At 51.0% G+C, this 21,896-nt stretch carries 20 protein-coding genes; 4 read left to right on the plus strand and 16 right to left on the minus strand.

Annotated features, from left to right (window positions below):
* Positions 1-256: 256 nt before the first annotated feature.
* The 9 genes from DQG23_RS31660 to nagZ all read right to left on the minus strand — a co-directional run bounded on the left by DQG23_RS31660 (position 257) and on the right by nagZ (position 6,686).
* Positions 257-1,111 carry a nucleotidyltransferase domain-containing protein gene (locus DQG23_RS31660; protein ID WP_238178136.1) on the minus strand — a complete coding sequence of 285 codons (855 nt, stop codon included), beginning with the start codon at positions 1,109-1,111 and terminating at the stop codon, positions 257-259.
* 106 nt (positions 1,112-1,217) lie between these two features.
* A complete protein-coding gene (locus DQG23_RS31665; protein ID WP_113035036.1) occupies positions 1,218-1,664 on the minus strand; it encodes a GNAT family N-acetyltransferase in 447 nt (148 codons plus the stop codon).
* Between the two features lie 132 nt (positions 1,665-1,796).
* Entirely contained in the window at positions 1,797-2,582 is a 786-nt protein-coding gene (locus DQG23_RS31670; protein WP_158560796.1) for a VOC family protein, read from the minus strand.
* 386 nt (positions 2,583-2,968) lie between these two features.
* Positions 2,969-3,262, minus strand: coding sequence for a VOC family protein (locus DQG23_RS31675; protein ID WP_113035038.1), 294 nt, complete (start codon positions 3,260-3,262; stop codon positions 2,969-2,971).
* A 239-nt stretch (positions 3,263-3,501) separates the two neighbouring features.
* Positions 3,502-3,729, minus strand: a complete 228-nt coding sequence (locus DQG23_RS31680; RefSeq protein WP_113035039.1) for a helix-turn-helix domain-containing protein — start codon at positions 3,727-3,729, stop codon at positions 3,502-3,504.
* 10 nt (positions 3,730-3,739) lie between these two features.
* Positions 3,740-4,222, minus strand: coding sequence for a DUF2975 domain-containing protein (locus DQG23_RS31685; RefSeq protein WP_113035040.1), 483 nt, complete (start codon positions 4,220-4,222; stop codon positions 3,740-3,742).
* A gap of 236 nt (positions 4,223-4,458) precedes the next feature.
* Positions 4,459-4,944: a nickel pincer cofactor biosynthesis protein LarC2 gene (gene larC2, locus DQG23_RS31690; protein WP_113035041.1), complete on the minus strand. Its 486-nt coding sequence runs from the start codon at positions 4,942-4,944 to the stop codon at positions 4,459-4,461.
* 73 nt (positions 4,945-5,017) lie between these two features.
* Positions 5,018-5,179: a hypothetical protein gene (locus DQG23_RS42355; protein ID WP_158560797.1), complete on the minus strand. Its 162-nt coding sequence runs from the start codon at positions 5,177-5,179 to the stop codon at positions 5,018-5,020.
* A 214-nt stretch (positions 5,180-5,393) separates the two neighbouring features.
* A complete protein-coding gene (gene nagZ, locus DQG23_RS31695; protein ID WP_238178138.1) occupies positions 5,394-6,686 on the minus strand; it encodes a beta-N-acetylhexosaminidase in 1,293 nt (430 codons plus the stop codon).
* A gap of 170 nt (positions 6,687-6,856) precedes the next feature.
* Between nagZ and DQG23_RS31700 the strand changes: the two genes are divergently transcribed.
* Positions 6,857-7,894: a M23 family metallopeptidase gene (locus DQG23_RS31700; protein ID WP_420330262.1), complete on the plus strand. Its 1,038-nt coding sequence runs from the start codon at positions 6,857-6,859 to the stop codon at positions 7,892-7,894.
* Between the two features lie 190 nt (positions 7,895-8,084).
* Here DQG23_RS31700 and yunB read toward each other — a convergent pair whose 3' ends face one another.
* From yunB to DQG23_RS31730, 6 genes are all read right to left on the minus strand, one after another.
* On the minus strand, positions 8,085-8,900 hold the full coding sequence (gene yunB, locus DQG23_RS31705) for a sporulation protein YunB (protein ID WP_113035043.1): 816 nt from the start codon (positions 8,898-8,900) through the stop codon (positions 8,085-8,087).
* 182 nt (positions 8,901-9,082) lie between these two features.
* Positions 9,083-9,979: an AraC family transcriptional regulator gene (locus tag DQG23_RS31710; protein WP_113035044.1), complete on the minus strand. Its 897-nt coding sequence runs from the start codon at positions 9,977-9,979 to the stop codon at positions 9,083-9,085.
* 295 nt (positions 9,980-10,274) lie between these two features.
* On the minus strand, positions 10,275-12,911 hold the full coding sequence (locus tag DQG23_RS31715) for a glucosidase family protein (RefSeq protein WP_113035045.1): 2,637 nt from the start codon (positions 12,909-12,911) through the stop codon (positions 10,275-10,277).
* Between the two features lie 351 nt (positions 12,912-13,262).
* Positions 13,263-13,859 carry a class I SAM-dependent methyltransferase gene (locus DQG23_RS31720; protein WP_113035046.1) on the minus strand — a complete coding sequence of 199 codons (597 nt, stop codon included), beginning with the start codon at positions 13,857-13,859 and terminating at the stop codon, positions 13,263-13,265.
* Positions 13,860-13,878: 19 nt separating this feature from the next.
* Positions 13,879-15,318, minus strand: a complete 1,440-nt coding sequence (locus tag DQG23_RS31725; RefSeq protein ID WP_238178137.1) for a serine hydrolase domain-containing protein — start codon at positions 15,316-15,318, stop codon at positions 13,879-13,881.
* 291 nt (positions 15,319-15,609) lie between these two features.
* On the minus strand, positions 15,610-16,326 hold the full coding sequence (locus DQG23_RS31730) for a PIG-L deacetylase family protein (RefSeq protein WP_158560798.1): 717 nt from the start codon (positions 16,324-16,326) through the stop codon (positions 15,610-15,612).
* Positions 16,327-16,510: 184 nt separating this feature from the next.
* Here DQG23_RS31730 and DQG23_RS31735 point away from each other — a divergent pair, with 184 nt between their 5' ends.
* Genes DQG23_RS31735 through DQG23_RS31745 form a run of 3 tightly spaced genes read left to right on the plus strand, consistent with a single transcriptional unit; the run spans position 16,511 to position 19,489 of the window.
* Complete coding sequence (locus tag DQG23_RS31735) at positions 16,511-17,404, plus strand: AraC family transcriptional regulator (protein WP_113035048.1); 894 nt, start codon at positions 16,511-16,513, stop codon at positions 17,402-17,404.
* Positions 17,405-17,441: 37 nt separating this feature from the next.
* Entirely contained in the window at positions 17,442-18,458 is a 1,017-nt protein-coding gene (locus DQG23_RS31740; RefSeq protein ID WP_113035049.1) for a Gfo/Idh/MocA family protein, read from the plus strand.
* A 53-nt stretch (positions 18,459-18,511) separates the two neighbouring features.
* Positions 18,512-19,489: a Gfo/Idh/MocA family protein gene (locus DQG23_RS31745; protein ID WP_113035050.1), complete on the plus strand. Its 978-nt coding sequence runs from the start codon at positions 18,512-18,514 to the stop codon at positions 19,487-19,489.
* A 721-nt stretch (positions 19,490-20,210) separates the two neighbouring features.
* On the opposite strand, the gene DQG23_RS31750 is transcribed toward DQG23_RS31745, so the two are convergent.
* The gene (locus DQG23_RS31750) at positions 20,211-21,365 is read right to left on the minus strand and encodes a protein kinase family protein (RefSeq protein ID WP_158560799.1); all 1,155 of its coding nucleotides are present in this window, start codon (positions 21,363-21,365) and stop codon (positions 20,211-20,213) included.
* Positions 21,366-21,896: the final 531 nt, after the last annotated feature.

Below are 21,896 nucleotides of genomic sequence, written 5' to 3' on the forward strand. Positions count from 1 at the left end.
ATCACGGGCACAGCCATTCGCATGATCACAAGCACGATGATCACGGGCACAGCCATTCGCATGATCATAAACACGAGCACCACGGGCACAGCCACTAAGTGTCCGGCAATAATATAGTCTGATTACGCAGCTTGTCGGGTCGAAAAATCGACAGCCTGCTCTAGACAAATAAGACCTGACTTGTCACAATGAAAAGCGGCAGCCTAGGACGTTAAAAATCCTAGACTGCCGCTGTTTTATTCAACTATCGTAAGCGTTAGCTCAATAAAGATTTGCTTCTCAATAGATGTTCTGTTTCCTGAATAAGCTCGCGCATCATGTTATGAGCTTTGTTTAAACACTCTTCATCTTCCGTAAGTAAAGTGAATATATCATTTATTCTCCGGGAGTACTTGCTTGGCACTATGCGGAATGAATCGGCAATGACAGACGCCCCTTTTTCATTCATCAAATACGTTTCGTTACTTGCAAACAAAACCTGATTCAAGCACGATACTGACCTGAACCAACATCCAGCGATATAAGATAAATCTTTTTTGTAGATACCTTTATATCCATTATCGAGAGCAAACGCGGCTTCCCAAAAAAATTTTTGAATGGTTGCTTCTTGAAAAACGGGCGGGTACGGAATTGTTCTACTCTTCAATTTTCCTACAACATCCGAAGGATCCCATAACACTTTACACAACGCCGTCTCGGCTAAATAAATCGAGTTGGCAAATCCATGGGGATGTCCTGGTTGATAATCAATTGTAATAGTTCCCCTGACACATTCATCAATTACATCAGACACTTTATTTTGATCGCGAAATATAAAATCAACAGGAATTTGATCAACTTTCAACCAGCCTCCGCCATTTATCCATGGTCCCCAGCCGCCTATTTCCGTCACTAGGTTTTCTCTATGGTCGTCATCAATTGCAGCCGTAACCTGACGAAGCCGGGTAATGTCCAGCTCTTTTTCGGAATCGTAGTAGATACCAATATCAATATCAGAGTTTGGGCTTTCAGTCCCCCTTGCTCTTGAACCGCCGAGAACCAAAGCACTTATTCCGCGGATTTGTTTTAACCTGTCAACAATTTTCGCAATCGTGTATTGCACGTCCATCATTCTCGCTCCATCCCTATGTTCCATTACGTCAATATTAATGAATACCTTTTCTTAACTCAATGGAGAGAATTTATTAAACAAAATACCCGTTTGCTGAGTTATTGAGTTATCGGTACATTCCCATTTCCTTTGTTGCTGTAAAGCCTATTGATTCATACAAAGGTCTAGCCTGGTCGCTTGCAACAAGTCTGAATAAACGTATATTTCTTTCTGAAAACCACTCCAACGTTGCATTCGTTAATGTTCTAGCGATGCCCAGTCTTCTGAATTGCGGTTCCACATATACATCGGCAATAAACCCGTAACGACGGAGTTTAAGATATCGGTAAGGTGCATCATCTTTGATAAACGCTCCGGCGCATGCAATGATCTGACCGTTTTTTTCTACGACAAAATGTTGTGCTGAGTTTGCCAAATAAAACGATCTGTAATCTTCCTCAACAATCTGTTGGAAATCAGGTAATAACCTTTGAGCCATTCCTGTTTCTTCAAACATTTTATACTTCAGTTTCACTATGCCAGGAATATCGTCAATACCAGCTGCCCTGAACAATTTTCTTCCCCCTTAATATTTCCATCCTCAACTGTCCTGCCCGTTCGTAAAAAGAGGCAGCCGATCGTCGTGGCCGGCTGCCGTCGTATCTTTATTCCACTAACGTACCCAACCCGTATTAGAAGTTCCAACCTACACTACGACTTGAGAAGGCTCGTGCACCATAAACAAATTTCCGTTCGGATCGGTAAACCGGCAAAAACGTCCTACCGTCCCGGCGTCCTCGATCTCGCTGACAGCGACGCCCGACGTACTCAGGTACCGATGAAGCTCGTCCATCTCATTGATTCGGAACCCGACCAAAGGAGTGACTTCGTCACCGCGATATACATTCAAGTTCGTTCTGAGCTGCGAACGCCACATCAGGATGTTTGGGCCCGGCTCTTTGTCGAGAAAGACAAGATCCGGATTGCCCGGCAATGTCTTGTTGAAGCCCAGGATGTCCGCGTACCAGTCTGTTGTCTGCTCCAAATCATAGACGGGAAACTCGATATAGCGGATACCTTCGACCAGCGGGTCATCGTCCTTGCTTACCGCGTCAGGCAGCTGGTGCACCATGAAAAAATTGCCGTCCGGATCGTCGAAATAAAAGAAATCACCGTGCCCATAACTTACGATCGGCTCAAGCGTCACACCGCCTTCTTTCATATGACGGTGAAGCTCTTCGATTCGCGTCGTACGAAATCCGAGCACCTGTTTACGCTCATCCCCCAGGTAAAAAGCCGCTCTGGCAGGCTGGTTCGTACCGATCAGCAGCACATTCGGCCCTTCCGGAAAGTCGATAAAACCGAGATCGTCATGCGGTTTCCCCGATATTTTCGCTCCAAGATGCCGCTCATACCACGCCAGCGACTCGTCCATCCGGGTTACCGGCAAATGTAAGTATGCGATATGCCCTTGAAAACCGTTTTTTGACATTTTACTCCACTCCCTTTTATGGTTCGCAATGGGTCGGCGCAGTCCGTGATCGACAGCGGAAACAGTTGAGAAGAAATTGCGGTGCCTTTGCCGATGCGCCGTCCAGGCCGTTCGCATTTTAGCTTTTTTCCATCATTACCTTTTACTTAAAGCATTCGTGAATTCATTTGAAAATCCTTCCAGTTAGGAAAAGGATGCCGGTATATTACATGGGCAGCCTTAACCTTAGCCTTTCGGTTGATAATTGAGTTTCAGTATATTCCCGTCGGGGTCCCATACGGTAAATACCGTTCCGCACCCCCCGCGGTCGAAAATTTCCCCAACCCTAACGCCGTTAGCATGAAGTCTGTTTCGCACGTCCTCGGCAGGTTCGTCGATTTCCATGATTAGAAAAGGCTTTGGCTCTCCATGAAGCGTGAAACCGAGTCGCTCGCTTCCGTCAGTTTTCTGCACATGATTGGAATGCCGTTCGCGGGAAAAATAAAAAATTCCGTTTCCGCATCCCAAATGGAAGGAGGATTTTTCTTCAAATCGATATAAAACCCAAGCTGTCCAACATAAAACTCGATTGCCCGCCGCGTGTCAGCTACGGGGATCTCAATCACCATCATGCTTTTTATTTTTGAATCCTCGCGTGCAGCAGGAAATCCCGCCGATCGGCTAAATACTTGATCCGACAAAATGATCCCTCCAGTCCATCCATTTCCAATCATATATATAGATGCCGCTCACCGCTCATAATCTGACATGCATTCCTTATTAATTTTCTGCCCAAAGCCAAAAAGGCCGCTCGCTTTTCCGCGGCAGCCTTACGGTTGGAATTATCCTAACCTTTACTATAATGAATCGGTCTCCCATCAGCCGGCGAATGGCTCCCCATTCGAACGAATGCATAGCGCATGTATCGTCACGATTCGTATTAATCGATAACGGCCGTATCATCGTCATTTTTATATTCTAAAATATCTCCCGGCTGACATTCTAAAGCCTTGCAAATCGCTTCCAAAGTCGATAATCGAATGGCTTTGGCCTTTCCGTTTTTCAATATAGAGAGGTTAGCCATTGTGATTCCAACCCTCTCCGAAAGCTCTGTTACGCTCATTTTTCTTTTAGCCAGCATCACATCAACATTGATTATTATCGCCATGTTATTCACCTCAGACCGTCAAATCATTTTCTGATTTTATATCGATAGCCTCTTTTAAAAGCTTCTGGAGAACAGCAGCGAAAACGGCAATCACCAAGGAGGCAAAAATCAAGATCAAACCGATTACTATGATGCCTGGGGAATCGTCAAGCTCAGCCATGAGATAGAAAAGCGGCATGCCTGCCACATATAAGCAACTGATTATAAGTGCACAGTTTTTGATAACCTTTAATGCGCGTACGGATAATTCCGAGAACGCTTTGTTCTTGTCAATATAGCTTAACAGTTTAAAAGCTTGATACAGAGCAATGTAAAATGGGATCGCCGATGCATACAAATCGATAAAAAAGAAATATTTTATAAAAGTAAAATCCGGATACAATTCCGCTGCATAATTCGCGATTTCCGGCACCACAAAGATGCACATAGCAAGAACCGGGATTCCGGCAAGAATAACAGCCGCCTTTAAAAAGAGTGTTGTTCCTTGTTTCATCAAAACTCCCTCGCTTATTAGTAAATTTACTTTGACTCTAACACAGGGTTTATTGTTTTACAATAAATAAATACTGTTATTAGATATATTGTTGTTGTTATGAAATTATCATTTTCTTCTGTCGCATACCAATCCACCGATGAGCCGCCCGCTAAAAACCCCTATGCCAACCGGCTTAGGGGTATCGTTTGATAAAAAAAATCTCCAGCCCATTGATTCAACGGACTGGAGATCTGTTATTCCTTATGTGTGCCGCCAAGCTCCGCAAACTTCCTGCGAGCTTCCTCGTATACAGCCTTAAGCGGTATGCCGTGCCGTTTGGCCGCCTCTTCGCAATCCTTGAACTCAGGCGCGTACTGGACAAGCTTGCCGTTATGATAGCCCGCTTTCACATTGATCGTTCCCCAAGATGTTTCCACCTTGTGAAATTCGCGTCCAAGCCGGTGGCAGGTGGCGTGCAAATAACGAAGCCCGATCGTAGTCGTTTCGGTAAAAATGACGTCTTCCATCCGCGAAAGCATCCGTTCGTCGACAAGCACGTTCAGCATAAGTCCGGGACGGCCTTTTTTCATAATGATCGGCACCCACCAAACGTCGTTCGCCCCCTGCTCCAGCAAAAGCTCCGTCACATACGGGCAATGCTCGGGATTCATATCGTCGATATTCGCTTGAATCACAAGCATTTGTCCGTCTCTGTGCTCGTCGCGATGCGCAAAAGCCATACCCGTTCCCCCGTTCGGCCGTTTGCTATCATCTTAGCAGAACGCGGCGGAGGCGTCTATCCGGACGATACGCTTACTTATATCCATTGACGGCGAAAAGCGCTTCGTTGCCAAGCAGCAGATGGATTAAGAAATATAGTACCGGAGACATCAACAGAACGGCGAATACGATAATCACAATCGGCAAGCCGGAATAATTGACGGCATGTTTACGGTTCGTTTCAAGGTTTGTCATGCGAAATCATCTCCGTTTCGTGAAGTTTGCCGCCCTTGCGGGAGGCTTTCTATACTTCAACTATAACGTGCAGCTGTACGCATGACTGTGATTAATGTCACAGGCCAATCCGTTTAAGTTGTGAATATTCCGTTACGGCGGCTCAGGGAACTTTTTCGCACCGCGAGCAGCTTCCGGTGCTGGCGGGGCGGCGTCCGACCATATGCGGGCGGCTTTATTTTTTCGGCGTATGCTTTTGCAGCGTCTCGCGGATATTCCGGTTGATCCCTTCCACGTCAATCCGCTCGACAGGCGTGTCGGCCAGCTTGAAAGCTTGCTTCAGCTTCAGAATGCGGTATACGCTCTCGTTTATGCGGCTCATGGACAGCTTGCCTTCCTCCACGCTTTTCTTTAATGCGCCCAGAACCGCCGTCTCTTTATCGTAATCATGAGCGACGAGAACGATATCGGTTCCCGCTTGCACGGCATGTACCGCCGCTTCGCCGATCGAATAATTTTGCAGCACCGCTCCCATCGTCATATCATCTGTGATGACGACGCCGTCAAATCCGAGCTCCCCGCGCAGTAAATCCGTTATGACGGCTTTCGATAACGACGCCGGATACGTCTCGTCGAGCTTCGGCAGCAAAATATGCGCCACCATCACAGCGTCCGCCTTCTCCGCAATCGCGCGCTGAAAAGGCACAAGCTCGAGCTTTTTGAGCTCGTCCAAGCTCTTGTTCACGACCGGCAGCGCGCGATGCGAATCGACGGCCGTGTCCCCATGTCCCGGAAAATGCTTAACGACCGGCACAACGCCTGTCGAACGAATGCCCTGCATCTCCGCAATGCCCAGCTTGCTGACGGTATCGGTTCCAGGGCCGAAAGACCGGTCGCCGATGACCGGATTTTTCGGGTTGCTGTCGACGTCCAATACCGGCGCGTAGTTCATATTAAAGCCGATCGCCGAAACGGCTTCGCCAAGCCGTTTTCCAATATCCGCCGCATATGCCGGCTGACCGATCGTACCGATCGCCCGGTTTGTCGGGAAAGCAGCGAACGATTCCGGCAGCCGATTGACGCGCCCTCCCTCTTGATCGACGCTTAGCCATAACGGAGCCGCAGCTTTTGCGTCTGCATTCGCAGCTTTCAGCGCGTTCAACAGCTTTTGCGTCTGCTCGGCGCTCGCGATATTATCCTTAAAAAGAATAAAGCCGCCTACCCGAAATTTGGCTATCATCTCGAGGGCTTCTTTTCCGGCTGCTTTCCCTTCCAAACCGACTAAAACAAGCTGCCCGATTTTGTCGTCGAGCGACATCTGCTGCATTTGCCGCTTAATCGGATCGGCTTCCGGGGTAGGTGTCGGGCTGGCGCTTGGCGTTATTGTCGTCTGGGGATTGCCGCTATTTCCGCCGCTCGGACCTGCCGATGCTCCGTTATTTCCGGAACCGCCCCAGGTGCAGCCGGACAAAACGATCGCCATTACGGTAGTACCGATAAAGCTGTATGCCATTCTGCCTCGCAACATTCTCACGATTTCCCTCCTTCTGCACGAATCTCAATACCATCATACCTTAATTGTTCCCACCCGGTCATATGTTCATGATCCCGAGCAAAAATCGTAATAAAATTTTGCCGCCGACACATCCTATAAATGGCGAACATGAGCGACAACCAGGAGGATAACCGATGAAGCAAATGTTATTGCAGTGCCGCATTGCGCTGAGCGTCATTGCCGTATATACGCTGATTGCCGCATGTGCCGCTTGTCCGGCCTTATCCGCCGCGCCCTCAGCTCCGGCCAATCCGGCTGCCAAAACGCTGGCCGAACGAAAGGATCTGTTCGACAAGGTGAGTGCGATCACAGGCATCCCGTGGTACAATCTCGCCGCTATCGATCAATACGAACGGACGATGAACCTCGCCAAAAAAAGACCTATCCGGGACGGCGCCCTGATCGCCATTTATTATCCCGAGGCCGAATGGGTCGGGTATTTGAATCCCGATCACGAAGATCAAAATGTCCGATCGATCGCATTTTTCGGAGGAAGAGGCAAGGACGGATCCGGCGACGGGCTGGCCAATCGCAATAACGATATGGACGCCCTATACACGATGGCCGACTACATTCTAAGCTTCGGTACGAACAGAGATGATTTTAGCATCGGATTATGGGAATACTATCAGAATTCCCGCAGCGTCGAACGGATTCAGCAATTTTCCGCGATTTATGCGGCATTCGATTCCCTTGATTTAAGCCGTCATGCGTTCCCTCTTCCGCTTAATGCGGAATATGCCTACAGAAGCACCTGGGGAGCGAGCAGGGGCTGGGGTGGGTTCCGCATCCATGAAGGAACGGACTTATTCGCCAATCACGGCGTTCCCGTTCGCAGCACATGCTACGGCATTATCGAAGAAATGGGCTGGAATCCTTACGGCGGCTGGCGGATCGGCATTCGCGATTTGAACGGCACCTATCATTATTTTGCCCATTTATCCGGCTTCAGCAAGCAAGTGAAAACAGGAGACGTGCTTAAGCCCGGTCAGGTGATCGGCTGGGTCGGCAGCTCCGGTTACGGAAAGCCGGGGACGCAGGGCAAGTTCCCGCCGCATCTGCATTATGGGATGTACCGCGACAGCGGACTTGCCGAATGGTCGTTCGACCCATATCCTCATCTGCGAAGATGGGAGCGCGAAGAAGAGCGTGCGCCGATTAAGTCCCTCAAGGATAAATAGACGCAAATCGTACCTGGAAGGGTGCGTTTTGCGTCCTTTTTTTAATAGCTCTCTCCGGATATCTCCGCTGATTGTTGGATATACCGGTAAACGCACCGGTTCTTTAGCGCATGCTTACGAAGCCGTCTTTACGAACTGCTCGATTGCTGGGTAAATAACCTGTGACCCGAATGGACATAAACGTTTATCCTTATTCCTTAGCTGCGGCTCCTGTTCCGGTTCCCGTTCCCGTTCCGTCCCCGGCTTGCCCTTGAACGGCGCCCGATTGCGCCGCACCGGCGCTGCCCGGCGACATTTTCAAGTCCGGCAGAGACACGTTCGGAGGCAATGGCGCGGAGTTGCCGAGCGGATTGCCCTTGTTGTCGAAATAATACATCGGGGTGTCCCCGACGACGAGCAAATACGAAATCGGCAGCTTCGTCTCGACGATTTCCGGCTCCGAATCGAACGGAATGATGACGGAAACCTCGGCGATGATCCGGATATAAACCTCGACCAAAATCATGTTAATTCCGGCGTTCTGATATTGCGTATTAAGGTCGACCTTGACATTGCCGGCCGGCACGAGCCGAACCGGAATTTCCGGCCCGAACGATGCGAGAATCGGACTGTGCAGCGCGAGGCCGAGCGGGATATGCTCAGGTATGGTCGATAACTTGTCAAACAGCCCTTGCACCGTGTTGATGGTATCGGCCGTTATTTTCATATGCTCGGCATAATTTAACATGAACCCGGACGTTTTGCCGTTATTATCCTTCTGCCACTCGATCAGCTTTTCGAAGTTGGTGCCGGTCGCGATTCTTTCGGAGATGGCCGCATTGATCGATTGGGTAGCGATTTGCTTCAGTCTTACTTTAGCCAAATTCATCAGCGGCGGCATCACGTTCCGCTCGATATAAATATACGATTGCAGCGTTAACAGCAGCATCAGAAACAGCATGAAAAGCACGATCCTGCGTCGTCGTCCCCGCTTCGGCGCACGGCTGCGAAATTTGCGCTTGAACATCGGCTTTCCTCCCGTCGCATGACACCGAACCGGCAATAATGCCCGAATACCGGCCAAGTATCGTCTACGTATACGTATGCAACCGGAACAAAAAAAAGACGAGTTCCGCTGCCGGGAAGCCGTCTTCTGCAAGCCATAAGCGAGCGCCGAAACGCTATCAGAACGCCGATCGAATCTAACGTTTATAATTCCTGCCGCGCATCTGCCGCCTGTTTCCGATAGTCGCCCGGCGTCAGGCCGGTATGCCTCTTGAACGCTTTCGAAAAGTGATGAATGTCCGCAAACCCGCAATATTCGGCCACTTGGGCTTGATCGTACGAGCTCGTCGCCAGCAGCTCTCTGGCATGATGAATGCGCAGCTGCAGCAAATAGCGGTGCGGCGACATGCCGAACCTGCTTTTGAACACATCGTTGAAGCGCGAAGGCGATAGATGCGCGCGTTCCGCCATCATGCTCACCGTCAGCGGCTCTGCAATATGAAACGATAAGAACGACGTGATCCAGTTCAAGGCGGGCAGCGCATTCGTTTGCAAAGAACGCTGATCCACATGATCCTCCAGTATCGCAAGCGCCAGCTCCGCAGCCATATGCTGGGCCTTCACTTCGCCTAGCGGGTCCTGCCCCAGCCAGCATGCAATCATCTTCAGCATCGTATCGCGAAAATGAACCGGCTTGCTCGGCCTCAGACGTACCGGAATGTCGACTCCCGGCATATCGTTCAGCCTCGGCTGCATAAGATGACCGTACGGCGTCACGTCGGTCTGGCCCGCTCTCGTCGGAAAGCCCTCCTCCCGGTTGGGGTTATAAAATAAATCCAAATGCGCGTAAGGAGTAATCGTGTCGGTCATTCCTTCCAAACGGGTTAAGCTCCCCGGTTGAATTAGACAAATATCCCCTTGAGTCAGCAAATAGTCCTCCCCGTCCGCGTGGAACCGGCATTCCCCTTCCTGCACGTAAACGAGCAAATAATCGAGCAGCCTGCGATCGCCGTATTTCCATGGGCGGCGAACGGCATAATCGCTTTGCCGGATATAGGGGACAAGCGGATGCGCGCGCAGCCATTCCGATATCGATCCCATACCGATCCCCCTTATGTCCCGTGTGTAGATGTGTTAACTTTAACAAAATACACGCCGGTAGTACAGTTTCTTTTGACAAAGACTACCGACTTTTTCCGTGCCCAACCAAAGAAAGGACTATCTCGGAAGACTGAAGCGGAACGGCCAGTCCCCCATATAAATAACGAAGCTTCCAAAACCACTGCAAAAGTGGATGGAAGCTTCGCTGTTTTGCTAATTCAGCATGTTATGCGACCGACACCCTGGTTCATGTCGATGTACCGGCCTGAATGGAAAGACGTTAACGTCCGGCCGATTAGAACCATAACCGGATTTCCGCTGTTCCGCCGAATTCCTCGATGCGCACGGTTTCCGTTTCATGATCGTAGCTTCCGCCTTCTGCGCGGAGAGCTTTTAAGCCGTCGGGATGAGGCAATCTGATTTGCAGGGTCTCCGGCTTTCTGGCGGGATCACATTCAACGCGGGCCGTAATAACGCCTTCCGCAACGTTCGATTCCACGAAAACCGAGAAAGCGCCGAAATAGCTTACCGCATTGCGAATATCGATAACTTCTCCGTCCTTCAGCCATTTTCTAGGAATACCGGGAAGAAGGTTAAGGGCAGCTCCCTCCTCCATGTAAAGCATCCAGCGCGTCTGCATCAAAAACCAAGCTTCTTCATGCGTTTTATGCGGACTCGCATGCCAATAATGCTCCCAGAACGTGTACGTTTCGCGATCCGCCAAACCGGCGAACGTATTATAGTACGTTTTGAGGAAGGCTTTGACCTCTCCCCGCTTCAAATGTACCCAAGGATGAATGCTGTAATAAGGCTGGCTTAATGCGACGTTGCGGGTACACATCAATTCGCTGTGATAATCCAAAAGATCGTCTGCCGCATCCTCGCGATGCCCGATCACTTCCTGGAACACAAGATAAAGCGGACCCAGCAAAGAGTCCCTTGCAGGCATGGAGCCGTGCGTCAGCCAATTGCCGCCCTCGGCGAACAAGCATAATGGCCCTCTGTGCTCCACCCAAGGAGCCGCTGTCGGCACCCAAGTTCCGTTTCCGATCGGCACGACGGGAGATTTTGCCGCATTCATATAAAACGCTTCGCGTATATCGCTCTTCATCGCCGCCGCTACCGCCAACACCTCATCGGCCAATTCGGCGTTCGAAGACCGCCACATTTCCGCAAGCCGGCTTAAACCCAAGTAGGCATAGCCGTTAAGCATGAACGAATGGAACGGATCTTCCGGATCGGCCGTTTTACCGTCAATCATTCCGTAGCCGCGCCCCTTGAAGGCGTCCGTCATATTCCGCTTTCTCCACTCGACGATATATTCATAGGCTTTGCGCAGCTTCTCATGATTTCGCCCGATCCAGGCTTCATCCCTCGTATAACGGTAATGCTCGCCCGCGCACCAGAGAAACGCTCCCGTTTCCAGCATATAACCGCCGAAATTTTGAATAAAGCCGTTATCATGCTGTTTGTCCAGGAAGAACATCAGCGAGCGCTCGGCTATTTTTCCCCAGCCCAGCGAATCCATCGTTTGAATGATCGGGGCGCTTTCGGAGCCGATCGCCGTATAAACGCCGATCGTCGGCACAAGGGTCCCTTCAGGCTCCGAGCCGTACGTGACAAGATCGAGATGCAGCAGTCCCGCCTTTACCATCTCTTCCACACGTTTCTCCGGAAGACGGATCTCTGCGGCGCCGGAAAGCTTCTCCCGCCAGTACCCGCGGCATTCCTCGAGCCTGCCGTCGAAGCTTTGCCCGATCAACCCCGCTGCCCTCTCCTCCGAAACCGGACGATGGGGGATCGCAAACTCGAACACGGCGGTTTCACCCGGCTCTATCAATATAGCTGTTTCTTCATTCATCAGCGGCGCGCCGTTCAGCTTGCTGACGCAGTAAACCCGGTCTGCATCGTACAATGAAAAACCGTTATCCCGGTTAAACTTATAGGCCACACCATGGGAAAGCACGCTGCCGTTCGGAACCGGGCTTTTGAACCACGCATAGCGGGGGACGTTGCCCGTATTAACCGCTTCGGCACGGAAATAAAATACGGTTTCCTCATCGTCGTTCCAAAAAGCGGGCAGCCGCTTTTCCCTCTCCTCCTTCTGCTTGTCGGTAAGCATATGTCCGTAGCCGTAGCCGTCCGCTACCAGATAATCGGTTCCTTTGACATTTTTCGCATCCAGCGCCGTTTTCTCCAGCGAGACGAACGAAGTCGTACGATAAGTAATCTCATTGTCCTCGATCGTGCCGTGCAAAATGGGATAAATCCCCTCGTCCAACCGCCTGGAAAGCTTATGATCGCATCCGAGACCGCGTCCTACCAAAAAGTGATAACGCACGGACTCATTCTTGTTTTCGGGGAGCCCAGCCTCGGAGCCGTGAAGTCTCGGCTGAACCCAATCCCACATTTTTTCTTTATCTTCCGAGCCCCGAAAGCCTGCACCAAAAATACGAATATCTCTCGACAAGCCGAGCCAGGTTTGACAGATAAGCGCTCTGGTATGCGCGGCCGCTTCCTCGTAGGACTCCTCCGGCTCCAGCCCGATTTGCTGCAGTCCGGTCTTCCACTCCTTCGACTCGACGGCTCCGGCGATTTCTTCATACGATCTGTTATCGCTTACATCCGTTACGGCAACGCCGTAGCGGGGCATATAGATAGGGCGTTTCACATTGACGTCATGAACAAAAAAACTGAACGATCGTACCTCCGTCTTAACGAAAACGAGCGGTTTGCCGACGATTGCCGGCTGCTCTTTTGCTTCCACCTCTAATTCAAGCCTATACGATTGTCCCTCTTCAAAAACCAGATTTCCTTCGGAAAAACGAGCTTGGCCCTTCGTAAATTCGGCCCGGATAATGGCCGCATCTTGAACTTGAATTTCCCCGGCAACAGGGTGGTGATTCCATACGATCGCGATTTTTTTGATCATGGCCGCCTCCTTGATTGGAATAGATTAATCATATCCGCGCGCCTCATAGATTGTCAACAATCAGATTGTCGGTTTTTATGACTTAAATTCCATTCACCGTCAATCGTTCGACAACCTCCTGAATTAAATAAAAAACGCGCCGAACCCGGAGGTCCTGCGCGCTTTATGAGCGGCAGGGCGGGCCAACGCGATCAGCGCTAGCCCACCCTGATAATTTCAGGCGTGTGCTAACGCTGCTTGTGATGATGAAGCTGGTTCGCTGTTCTAGTGAACATGGTATCGAACTCCTTCGGCTTAATGACCATGATTATAGCCAATCGCCGAAACGAATACAACATACCGGGACCGTCATCACGATTTTTTCTTGCCGCCGCTCCCTTTGCCTCTCGGCTTCGCATTCGCATAGCTGCCGCTTTTTTTGATCGCCATAAAAACGAAATATTCGTCGATCTCCCACACCTTAACCCCGCCGAAAACGGAGATGAGCTTGTTTTTGTACCAATCCTTGCGCTTCGTCACCATATACATCCGCCCGTCCAGCGCGAGCCTGTTGAAGCCTTTCTCGATAAACAGTTTCGGAACGGCAAAATCTGCATGGTAAGGAGGATGGCAAATAATTTTCGTAAAATCCTTCTGCCGGACGTTCGTAAAGCCGTCGCTTACGACCGTTTCAACACCGGCCACATGATTCGCTTGCGCGTTTTCGATAGCGGCTTCGACAGCCTTGACATCGTTGTCCGCCATGACCACACGCTCCGGGCCGATGATTTTCGCCGCCAAAATGCCGACCACCCCATACCCGCAGCCCAGATCGCATATGTTATCCGATTGCTCGAAATCGATTACGGACAGCATGGCTAACGTCCCTCTGTCTATGCTGCGCGGAGAAAAAAGCCCGTCCTTCGTCCGGAAGCTTACCTCCACCTCTTTGATCGTTGCTGTAATCATTCGTTCGTTTCCTTTCGTATTACGCGATTTTGCCTGCGGCCGTAAACCCCTTCAATGTAAGGGACACATTGATTTGAAATTGAAATTCGATCCGGTCATCCCGAAACTGAACCGTATACGTGACCGCGTACGGCGTTTCGATGTATAACAAATTCAACTTAAGCGTGTCGGGATCCTGCCAATTTGCATAGGCGACGACTTCCTGCCGGTGGAGCTCCAAGTCCTTTACAAATTTATCTTCGGTATGCACAGGCTCTTTCAGGTCAAACGGCAACCGTTTTTCTGTACCGTCCTCGTACGCCATTCGGAGCTCCAGCTTATCCTGTTTGAAGCGGAAGCATACTTTGGCAAGATCATGAGGGTTCTCTTCCATGATGTAGCACCGCTCGTTCAAATCCGGCATGGCTTCCGGGACTTTGGGATGAAGCTTTGGAACGGGATGAGTCAACGCGGCAAGATGGTTTTGCAGCCTATGATAGTCGGCGAGGCCAGGGAGATTTTCACCGGCAGCGCGGTCGAAAATATATTCGAAGATCAAATCGAGCAGCGTCTGAAGCTGTTTCATACTGCCAAAAGCCGATGTCGCCGCAATAACGATACGTTCCCGGGGAGCGACGAAGCACAGTTGTCCGAAACCGCCGTTACCCATATAACAGCCTCGCCGGCACATAAAAAATTGATACCCGTAGCCTTGGGCAAAATCGATCCTCTCTTCCCCTTGGCGATTATCGCTTTGCTCCTTCAGAGCGAGATCGATATAGCGTTCCGACACGATTCTCCGATCCCCGTACATCCCTTTATCCAAAAGCATTTGGCCGAATTTCGCAATGCCTTCGGTTGGAATGCTTAACCCCATCCCTCCGGCCGTGACGCCCATCGGGCACGTTTCCCACGAAGGTCTTGGCATACCGAGCGGTTCAAACAGACGCGGCATCAGAAAATCGACCATATTTTCGCCCGTTGCTTTCTCAAGAATGGCGGCCAGCATATAGGTTGCAGGCGTGCTGTAACGGTAATGGCTCCCGGGTGCGTGCTCCACATCCAAGGACAGAAACGCCTTTACCCAATCCTTCTCTTTGACCACCGGCGCATAAATATTCTCACGATGGCCGGTATTCATGGATAAAAGATGGTGTACGGTCATCGATGCCAGATTGGAAGATACATGCTCAGGCAGCTTATCTGGAAAGAACGAAATCACTGTATCCTCCAGCTTCAAAAAACCTTCGTCCCAAGCGATGCCTATAGCGATCGACGTAAAGCTTTTGCTAAGCGAAAACAGCAGTTGCGGACAATCCTCGCGATACGGACGCCGCCAAAACCGGACAACGGACTTCCCGTCCTTCAGCAGCATAAAGCTGTTTACATCCAAGCCCGCTCGCTCCATCTGGTTGAAAAAATCCAACAGCGCCTTCGACGAAAGCCCCTGCCGTTCCGGAATACCGTCTTGAATACGCACCGCAATTCCTCCTGCCAAACTATCGAATAACCTCAGATTCCATAACGCCGGCCATCAACCATTCGGCGCGCGGAGGCTGTTTTTTTTCAAATCTATTGAAAAAAAACGTCTTCTAATTCGTAATTTCTGCTAAATACTTCGTCGTTACCAATCGTAATTCCTATCGCAAACACTTGCCCGCCATAAAAACAATGCCAGAAACTCCCGGGCCAAGCCCCCAAACGCCAAAAAGCGAAGCACCGGAGCCTTAAGCATCCGCGAGCTTCGCTAAACTTTTGGGTTGTCGGCTTGTTAAGGAAGCAGCCGCTCCGTCGTCAAGCGCGGCCAAGCCGTGCACTGCCTGAACCCTTCCGCATAAGGCTTGCCGCATTGCAGCCCGCGGAATTTGGATACGGTGCGGACGAAGTCGAGGAAATCGATCCCGTCGTGATCGCGCAGCCATTTAATCTGGCTTTGGTGACTGTTGTTCATTTGTATTTTCGTCTCGATATAATCCGTGATGTCGACGTATTCCGTCGGCAGGAACGCAACGCCCGCAAGCGTATCCATGTAGTAGATCGGCATCGGCTTGTCGCAGTGGGGAGCGTTTCCTTCCGCTTCGAAGTGAGGCACCGTAGCCGAGAAGCTGGCGTCAAAAACGGCTTTCGAAACCTCCATATGATCCTTCATGTAGTCTTCGGGCGGATGCGTAATGATATAGTCCGGTCTGGTTTGGCGAATCACGCCGACAAGCTTGCGGATCAGCTCGTCATTGTCGCTCTTGACCGACAAGTCCGGGATATCCAAACTGATCACGTTAGCGCCGATCAATGCTCCCGCTTCCTGCGCTTCAACAGCGCGCATTTGCCTTAACGGCTCGGGTTTTATGACCGCATGTCCTTTATCTCCGTTGGCCACGTGCACCATAGTAACCCGATGACCTAGGGCAGACAGCTTAGCGAGCGTTCCTCCGCAACCAATCTCCAAATCGTCGGGATGGCAACCGACAGCGAGTACGTTCATCATCATCTCTCCAGTCTCTTGCCGTTTAGGGACCCGGCCGAATTTGTTCATGGGCTTATTGTATTACAGCCTATGTCTTCCTCGCTTTATCAAAAAGTCTGTTTGATTGATCATTTCGTACAAAACGCGACCGTTAGGCCTTATGTCGTGCTATACTAACCTCGAGAAACAAATTGGGGACTGATTCCTGATGGCAGTCAAACGATTTCCGCGCACAAGTCTAACCGAGTATATAACCATCAGGCAAATCGTATCTTTTCACTACTTTGAATTCTCCAAGGATTTTATGTTCGACGGTGAAAAGCATAACTTCTGGGAATTTGTCTATGTGGATCGAGGTGAGGTTGAGGCTTTGGCGGAAACGGACGTGTATCTGCTGAAGCAAGGGGACATCATTTTTCACAAACCGAATGAACATCACAACCTGAGGGCTAACCGCAAAATCGCGCCGAATGTCATGATCGTTTCGTTTGTTTGCCATTCGCCGGCCATGAGCGTTTTTGAGAACAAAATTTTTTCCCTGAATTCCGAACAACAACATCTGCTGGTCCAAATCCTGAAAAGCGGGTTTGCGGCATTCGTTCCGCCGTTCGACGACCCCCGAAATCACCAGCTTCATAGAAATCCCGAGGCGCATGGATCCGCGGAGCAGCTTCTCAAAATTCACCTTGAGCTGTTGATGATCCGGCTGCTGGAGCACGCTGAAGTTCATCAGAAGCGGAACCGGCTGTCGGGCGAGGTCAAGCAGCAAAGCGACCGCGAGTTGATTAAGGAAGTAATCGCTTATATGGAGCAGCATGTGTTCCAGAACATTCGAATCGAACGTATCTGCAAAATTTTCAACATCAGCCGGAGCAACGCTTTGTCGATTTTCAAGGAGAAAACCGGCCAAAGCATGATGCAATATTTTCGCAGGTTGAAGATCGAACAGGCCAAACGCATGATACGCGAGAATACGCACAATATGACCGAAATAGCGGATTTGCTCAATTATAGCAGCGTGCACAGCTTCTCCAGGCAATTCAAAACTAACGTACAGATGTCTCCAATAGAGTATGCCAGAATGATAAAAGCCAAAATGTAAGTCGAATTTATACCTTACCTTGAGGAGGATAAGACGAATGGGAAAATTACGTTTTGCTGTGGTTGGTACGGGTTGGGTTGCCGGCGAGTATTTGAAAGCGATTTCGGTAAGAACCGATGCGGAGGTTGTAACGGTGGTAAGCCGGAATATCGAGCATGCCAAAAGCAGGCTGGCCGGCCTTGGCATCGAAGCTGCCGTCACCGATAACTACGAGGAAGCGGTCAGCGCTTCGAATGTAGACGCGGTTGTGCTTTGCTCTACGCCTGACCTTCGTCCCGAGCAAGCGGTGACGGCAGCCCGCCACGGCAAGCATCTCGTCCTTGAAAAGCCGCTGGCAATGGACCGTCCGGGATTGCTCCGCATGGCCGAAGCTTTGGAGCAGAACCCGGTTCGCACCTCCGTAAGCTTCGTATTGCGCTGGAATCCGTCATTCGCTAACACGAAAGCATTAATCGAAGACGATGCACTCGGCCGTATCTTCATGGCTCAAATCGATTATTGGCATCATGTCGGACCCCAATACGGCCAGTACAGCTGGAGCAGAACGAAAGCACTGGGGGGCAGCAGCATTTTGTCGGCAGGCTGTCACGCGGTAGATGCCGTCCGTTATTTTGCAGGCGATATCACGGAAGTTACAGCGTACAGCTGCAGAACCTGGGCCGATTCCGGATACGAATTCGACCCGAACGCCATCGCGATCTTCAAGCTGAAGAACGGAGGCATCGGCAAAGTGTCTTCATCGCTGGAATGCAAAACGCCTTACCGCTTCAACGTGCATTTGCTTGGGGAGAAAGGCGCGATCATGAACAATCAGCTGTTCACGCATAAATTGCCCGGGCAAACCGACTATACGGTCATTCCGACGATTCTGCCGGACAGCGGCGACGTATCGCATCACCCGTTCGTAGAGGAAATCGACGATTTTGTCCGCGCTGTGAATAGCGGCGAGGCGACAAAATGCGAATTCCGTGATGCCTACAAGTCCATGGAAGTCAGCTTCGCCATTGACGAATCCATTGCTACAGGAAAGAGCATAACGCTTCCAAGCGCTTAATAGCTTATGTACTTGAGAAACCATAATAAACGGATAAGACAGGAGCGATCGTTATGACGGTCAAAATCGGTATGATCGGTGCGGGCGGCATTGCCCGTCATCATTTGAAACAGCTGCAAAACATTTCATTGGCTGAAGTCGTGAGCGTATATGACGTAAATCGCGAAGGCGCGGAATCGATGGCCGCTATTGTCGGAGCGCGGGTATCGGATACCGTAGACGAATTGCTTAATCCCGATGTCATTGATGCCGTCTTCATTTGCGCGCCGCAGTTCGCCAGAGAAGGCTTGGAAGAAATGGCGTCGAGCAGAGGGATTCATTTGTTCGTGGAAAAGCCGCTTGGGCTCGAGCTGCAATCCGTGCAGCGTAAGGAACAAGCTATTCGCGAATCCGGTGTTATCCATTCGGTAGGCTACTGCCTGCGCTATTACGATACCGTGCAGCAAGCGAAGGAATATTTGAAGGACAAAACGATCCACCTGATCCAAGCGCATCGTTTCGGAGGCTCGCATCCCGCCCCTTGGTGGCGGCAGCAGCATATGTCCGGCGGGCATCTTGCCGACGCCGTGACGCATCAGGTAGACATGATTCGTTTCTTGGCCGGCGAATACCGGAACGTCTCCGCGATGTTCGGCCATAATTCGATTAAGAGCGTGTACCCCGATGCGACGATAGCCGACGCCGGCGCCGTTACGTTCACCCTGCAATCAGGCGCGGTCGGCACGATTACCGAATCCTGCGTATCGCATTATCACAGCGAATCGGAGATCAAATTTTTCGGACACGATTTTTTCGTAGGGCTCAGCGGCAACGGTCAAGTATTAACAATCTCGGATAAAGATCAACAGATCACGGTCACTTCCCGGCTGGATCCTGCTTACGAGCAGGATAAGGCTTTCGTGGAAGCTGTCGAGGCAGGCTCTTCGGACAACATTTTATGCCGCTATGCGGACGGTAAAAATACGCTTGCCTTCACGCTGGCGGCTCACAAATCGGCCGAGGAACGCGGGACGATCGAGATCGGCGATTAAGAACATATTTACGCTCATGACCTTTAGGGTCACAGGAGCTTGCTTCAAAGGAGAACCTCCATTCCCGCTTTACCGTTTACCGGTGGAAATGGAGGTTCTTTTTGCGGCATAATTCGGATCTTCGCCGCTTATGCGTTTTTGGTGTAACCCTCTGCCGCATGGCGACACACGAGGTTTGAAAGCTGACGTGTGACAGCGTGACAGCGTGACAGCGCACCGCCCTCCGGGAGTCGCACACAGTTAAAACCAACCTAGCGCGTGGGCTATCCGGCACTCGTTTCATCTAACGATCTCCTCAGCCCTTCCACGTCCTCCATCAGCTCCATCTGCATGGCGGGAGTCGCACACCGTTCAGAAAAAACCACCCTTGCTCGGGTCTATCCGGCACTCGTTTCATCCAACGATCTCCTCAGCCCTTCCACGTCCTCTACCAGCTCCATCTGCATGGAGTGAGTCGCACAGCGTACAGAAAAAAACAACTTTGCGCGGGGGGCTATCCGGTACTCGTTTCATCCAATGATCTCCTCAGCCGTTCCACTTCCTCCATCAGCTTCATCTGCATGGCGTGAGTCGTACACCGTTCAGAAAAAACTAACCTTGCGCGGGTCTATCCGGCACTCGTTTCATCCAACGATCTCCTCAGCCCTTCCACGTCCTCCATCAGCTCCATCTGCATGGCGTGAGTCGTACACCGTTCAGAAAAAACTAACCTTGCGCGGGTCTATCCGGCACTCGTTTCATCCAACGATCTCCTCAGCCCTTCCACGTCCTCTACCAGCTCCATCTGCATGGCTGCGACTTGGATCAGCTTTTCGGTTTCCGCGGATTCGCGCTCCGGCTTCTCTTCCGTCTCGGCTATTTTACTGAGCAGCTTCGGCACCTCCCAGACGGAGCGAATCGCGAATGAAGCCAGGAAACCCAAACGGATCATGCGCTCATCGCCGCTCCAGCCCGAAGCACGCATTCCTTCTATGTATGCTTCCAACAATAGCAAGCGCAGCTCCTCTAACCGCTCGAACGGTATATTCCCCCGGCTGACCGTTAATCCGTAAAACCTGCCCAAATCCTCCCCGACGCCTGAAACGCTGGCGAACTGCCAATCGATCGCGACAAGCTCCTTGCGCCCTGCCGCATCGTGAAGAATGAGTAAATTATCCTGATAAAAATCCTGATGAGCCAGCGTTCTGGGTAAACGCTCGAGCGCGCTCACCCACTCGTCAAACAAACCATTAGCCAAATTGAACCGTTCCGCCAAATGTTCGATCCTATTATCCGTGTAAAAACCCGCGGCCGTCTTCCCGGGCGTCCAAGGCTGGAACCTTCTGCATTGGCTGACCCAGGAGCGCAGCCAAGCCCGGTTAAGCCAAGTCTCGTCCGCAAGCGACTCTTTCTGCAGGAAATGCCCCTGAAGCCGGCCGAGCTCGCCCGCCGCGTACGCGAACTGTCCGTCATCCCACGCCTCGTCCTGATTCCCCCGAATATCCTCCAGCCAAAGCCGGATCGAACCGTCCTCACGTTCTTCGACCGCATAACAAATCGGCGCGCGGAGTCCGGCAGGCAATCGGGCCAGCAGCCCGGAGCGGTAAGCCAGCGCCTCTCGCCGCCAGTAATTGTAATGGGCCGGATCCTGGCGTTCATCGTCGGGCCGTACGATTTTCACGATAATCGACCATGGAATGATGCCGGCGTCTGCTGACGCAAAGCCCTCTACCCTGTAAATACCTTCGGTTACGAAGTTTCTGGTGCCCTTTCCTATGGAGCGGATGCTCCAATTATCGGCTGTCGCACCGCTATCGCCGACAAGCCGCTTTAAAACGGACGCCAAAAACGTTCGATCGATATCAGGCACATTTCCCTTTTCTTCCGCTAACTTCATCTGTTCACCCTCCATCAACGAATTAGAAGCACGCAGACGCCCGCATAACTACGAATGAATGACCACATCGCCTTACGGCTCATGATCTAAGGTTTGCTCTCCGCTCTTGGCATGAAAGAGTCACACATTCCGCTGGTTCGTATACTAATTCACGCCGCCCGCCCTGTTTCGGAAGCATAATGAGGCAATTGTTACTATCAGTGAGGCAAGCCTCACTCTTTCTAACCGATAACCCGTGTTCTGGAGAGTTAGTGAGGCAGAAGTTTACTATCAGTGAGGCAAACCTCAATCTTCCTAACCGAAAACCCGCGTTCTGGAGAGCTAGTGAGGCGAAGTTTATTATCAGTGAGGCAAACCTCACTGTTTCTCGCCGAAAACCTGTGTTCTGGAGAGCTAGTGAGGTGAAGTTTACTATCAGTGAGGCAAGCCTCACTATTTCTCGCCGAAAACCTGTGTTCAAGTGTGTTAATGAGGCAAACGCAACTCCCTCTGTTCGTAGCGGTTTTCTCACGAATGCTCGCTCATTCGCAG

Source organism: Paenibacillus contaminans, from assembly GCF_003285015.1.
Classification (GTDB): domain Bacteria; phylum Bacillota; class Bacilli; order Paenibacillales; family NBRC-103111; genus Paenibacillus_V; species Paenibacillus_V contaminans.

Coding starts and splice junctions, on each gene's coding strand:
- DQG23_RS31745 (WP_113035050.1), top strand. CDS start 18,512: ATGACGGTCAAAATCGGTATGATCGGTGCGGGCGGCATTGCCCGTCAT.
- DQG23_RS31670 (WP_158560796.1), bottom strand. CDS start 2,582: ATGTCAAAAAACGGTTTTCAAGGGCATATCGCATACTTACATTTGCCG.
- DQG23_RS31720 (WP_113035046.1), bottom strand. CDS start 13,859: ATGATTACAGCAACGATCAAAGAGGTGGAGGTAAGCTTCCGGACGAAG.
- DQG23_RS31715 (WP_113035045.1), bottom strand. CDS start 12,911: ATGATCAAAAAAATCGCGATCGTATGGAATCACCACCCTGTTGCCGGG.
- nagZ (WP_238178138.1), bottom strand. CDS start 6,686: ATGTTGCGAGGCAGAATGGCATACAGCTTTATCGGTACTACCGTAATG.
- yunB (WP_113035043.1), bottom strand. CDS start 8,900: ATGTTCAAGCGCAAATTTCGCAGCCGTGCGCCGAAGCGGGGACGACGA.
- DQG23_RS31735 (WP_113035048.1), top strand. CDS start 16,511: ATGGCAGTCAAACGATTTCCGCGCACAAGTCTAACCGAGTATATAACC.
- DQG23_RS31700 (WP_420330262.1), top strand. CDS start 6,857: ATGTTATTGCAGTGCCGCATTGCGCTGAGCGTCATTGCCGTATATACG.
- larC2 (WP_113035041.1), bottom strand. CDS start 4,944: ATGGCTTTTGCGCATCGCGACGAGCACAGAGACGGACAAATGCTTGTG.
- DQG23_RS31730 (WP_158560798.1), bottom strand. CDS start 16,326: ATGATGATGAACGTACTCGCTGTCGGTTGCCATCCCGACGATTTGGAG.
- DQG23_RS31740 (WP_113035049.1), top strand. CDS start 17,442: ATGGGAAAATTACGTTTTGCTGTGGTTGGTACGGGTTGGGTTGCCGGC.
- DQG23_RS31680 (WP_113035039.1), bottom strand. CDS start 3,729: ATGGCGATAATAATCAATGTTGATGTGATGCTGGCTAAAAGAAAAATG.
- DQG23_RS31685 (WP_113035040.1), bottom strand. CDS start 4,222: ATGAAACAAGGAACAACACTCTTTTTAAAGGCGGCTGTTATTCTTGCC.
- DQG23_RS42355 (WP_158560797.1), bottom strand. CDS start 5,179: ATGACAAACCTTGAAACGAACCGTAAACATGCCGTCAATTATTCCGGC.
- DQG23_RS31750 (WP_158560799.1), bottom strand. CDS start 21,365: ATGAAGTTAGCGGAAGAAAAGGGAAATGTGCCTGATATCGATCGAACG.
- DQG23_RS31710 (WP_113035044.1), bottom strand. CDS start 9,979: ATGGGATCGATATCGGAATGGCTGCGCGCGCATCCGCTTGTCCCCTAT.
- DQG23_RS31660 (WP_238178136.1), bottom strand. CDS start 1,111: ATGATGGACGTGCAATACACGATTGCGAAAATTGTTGACAGGTTAAAA.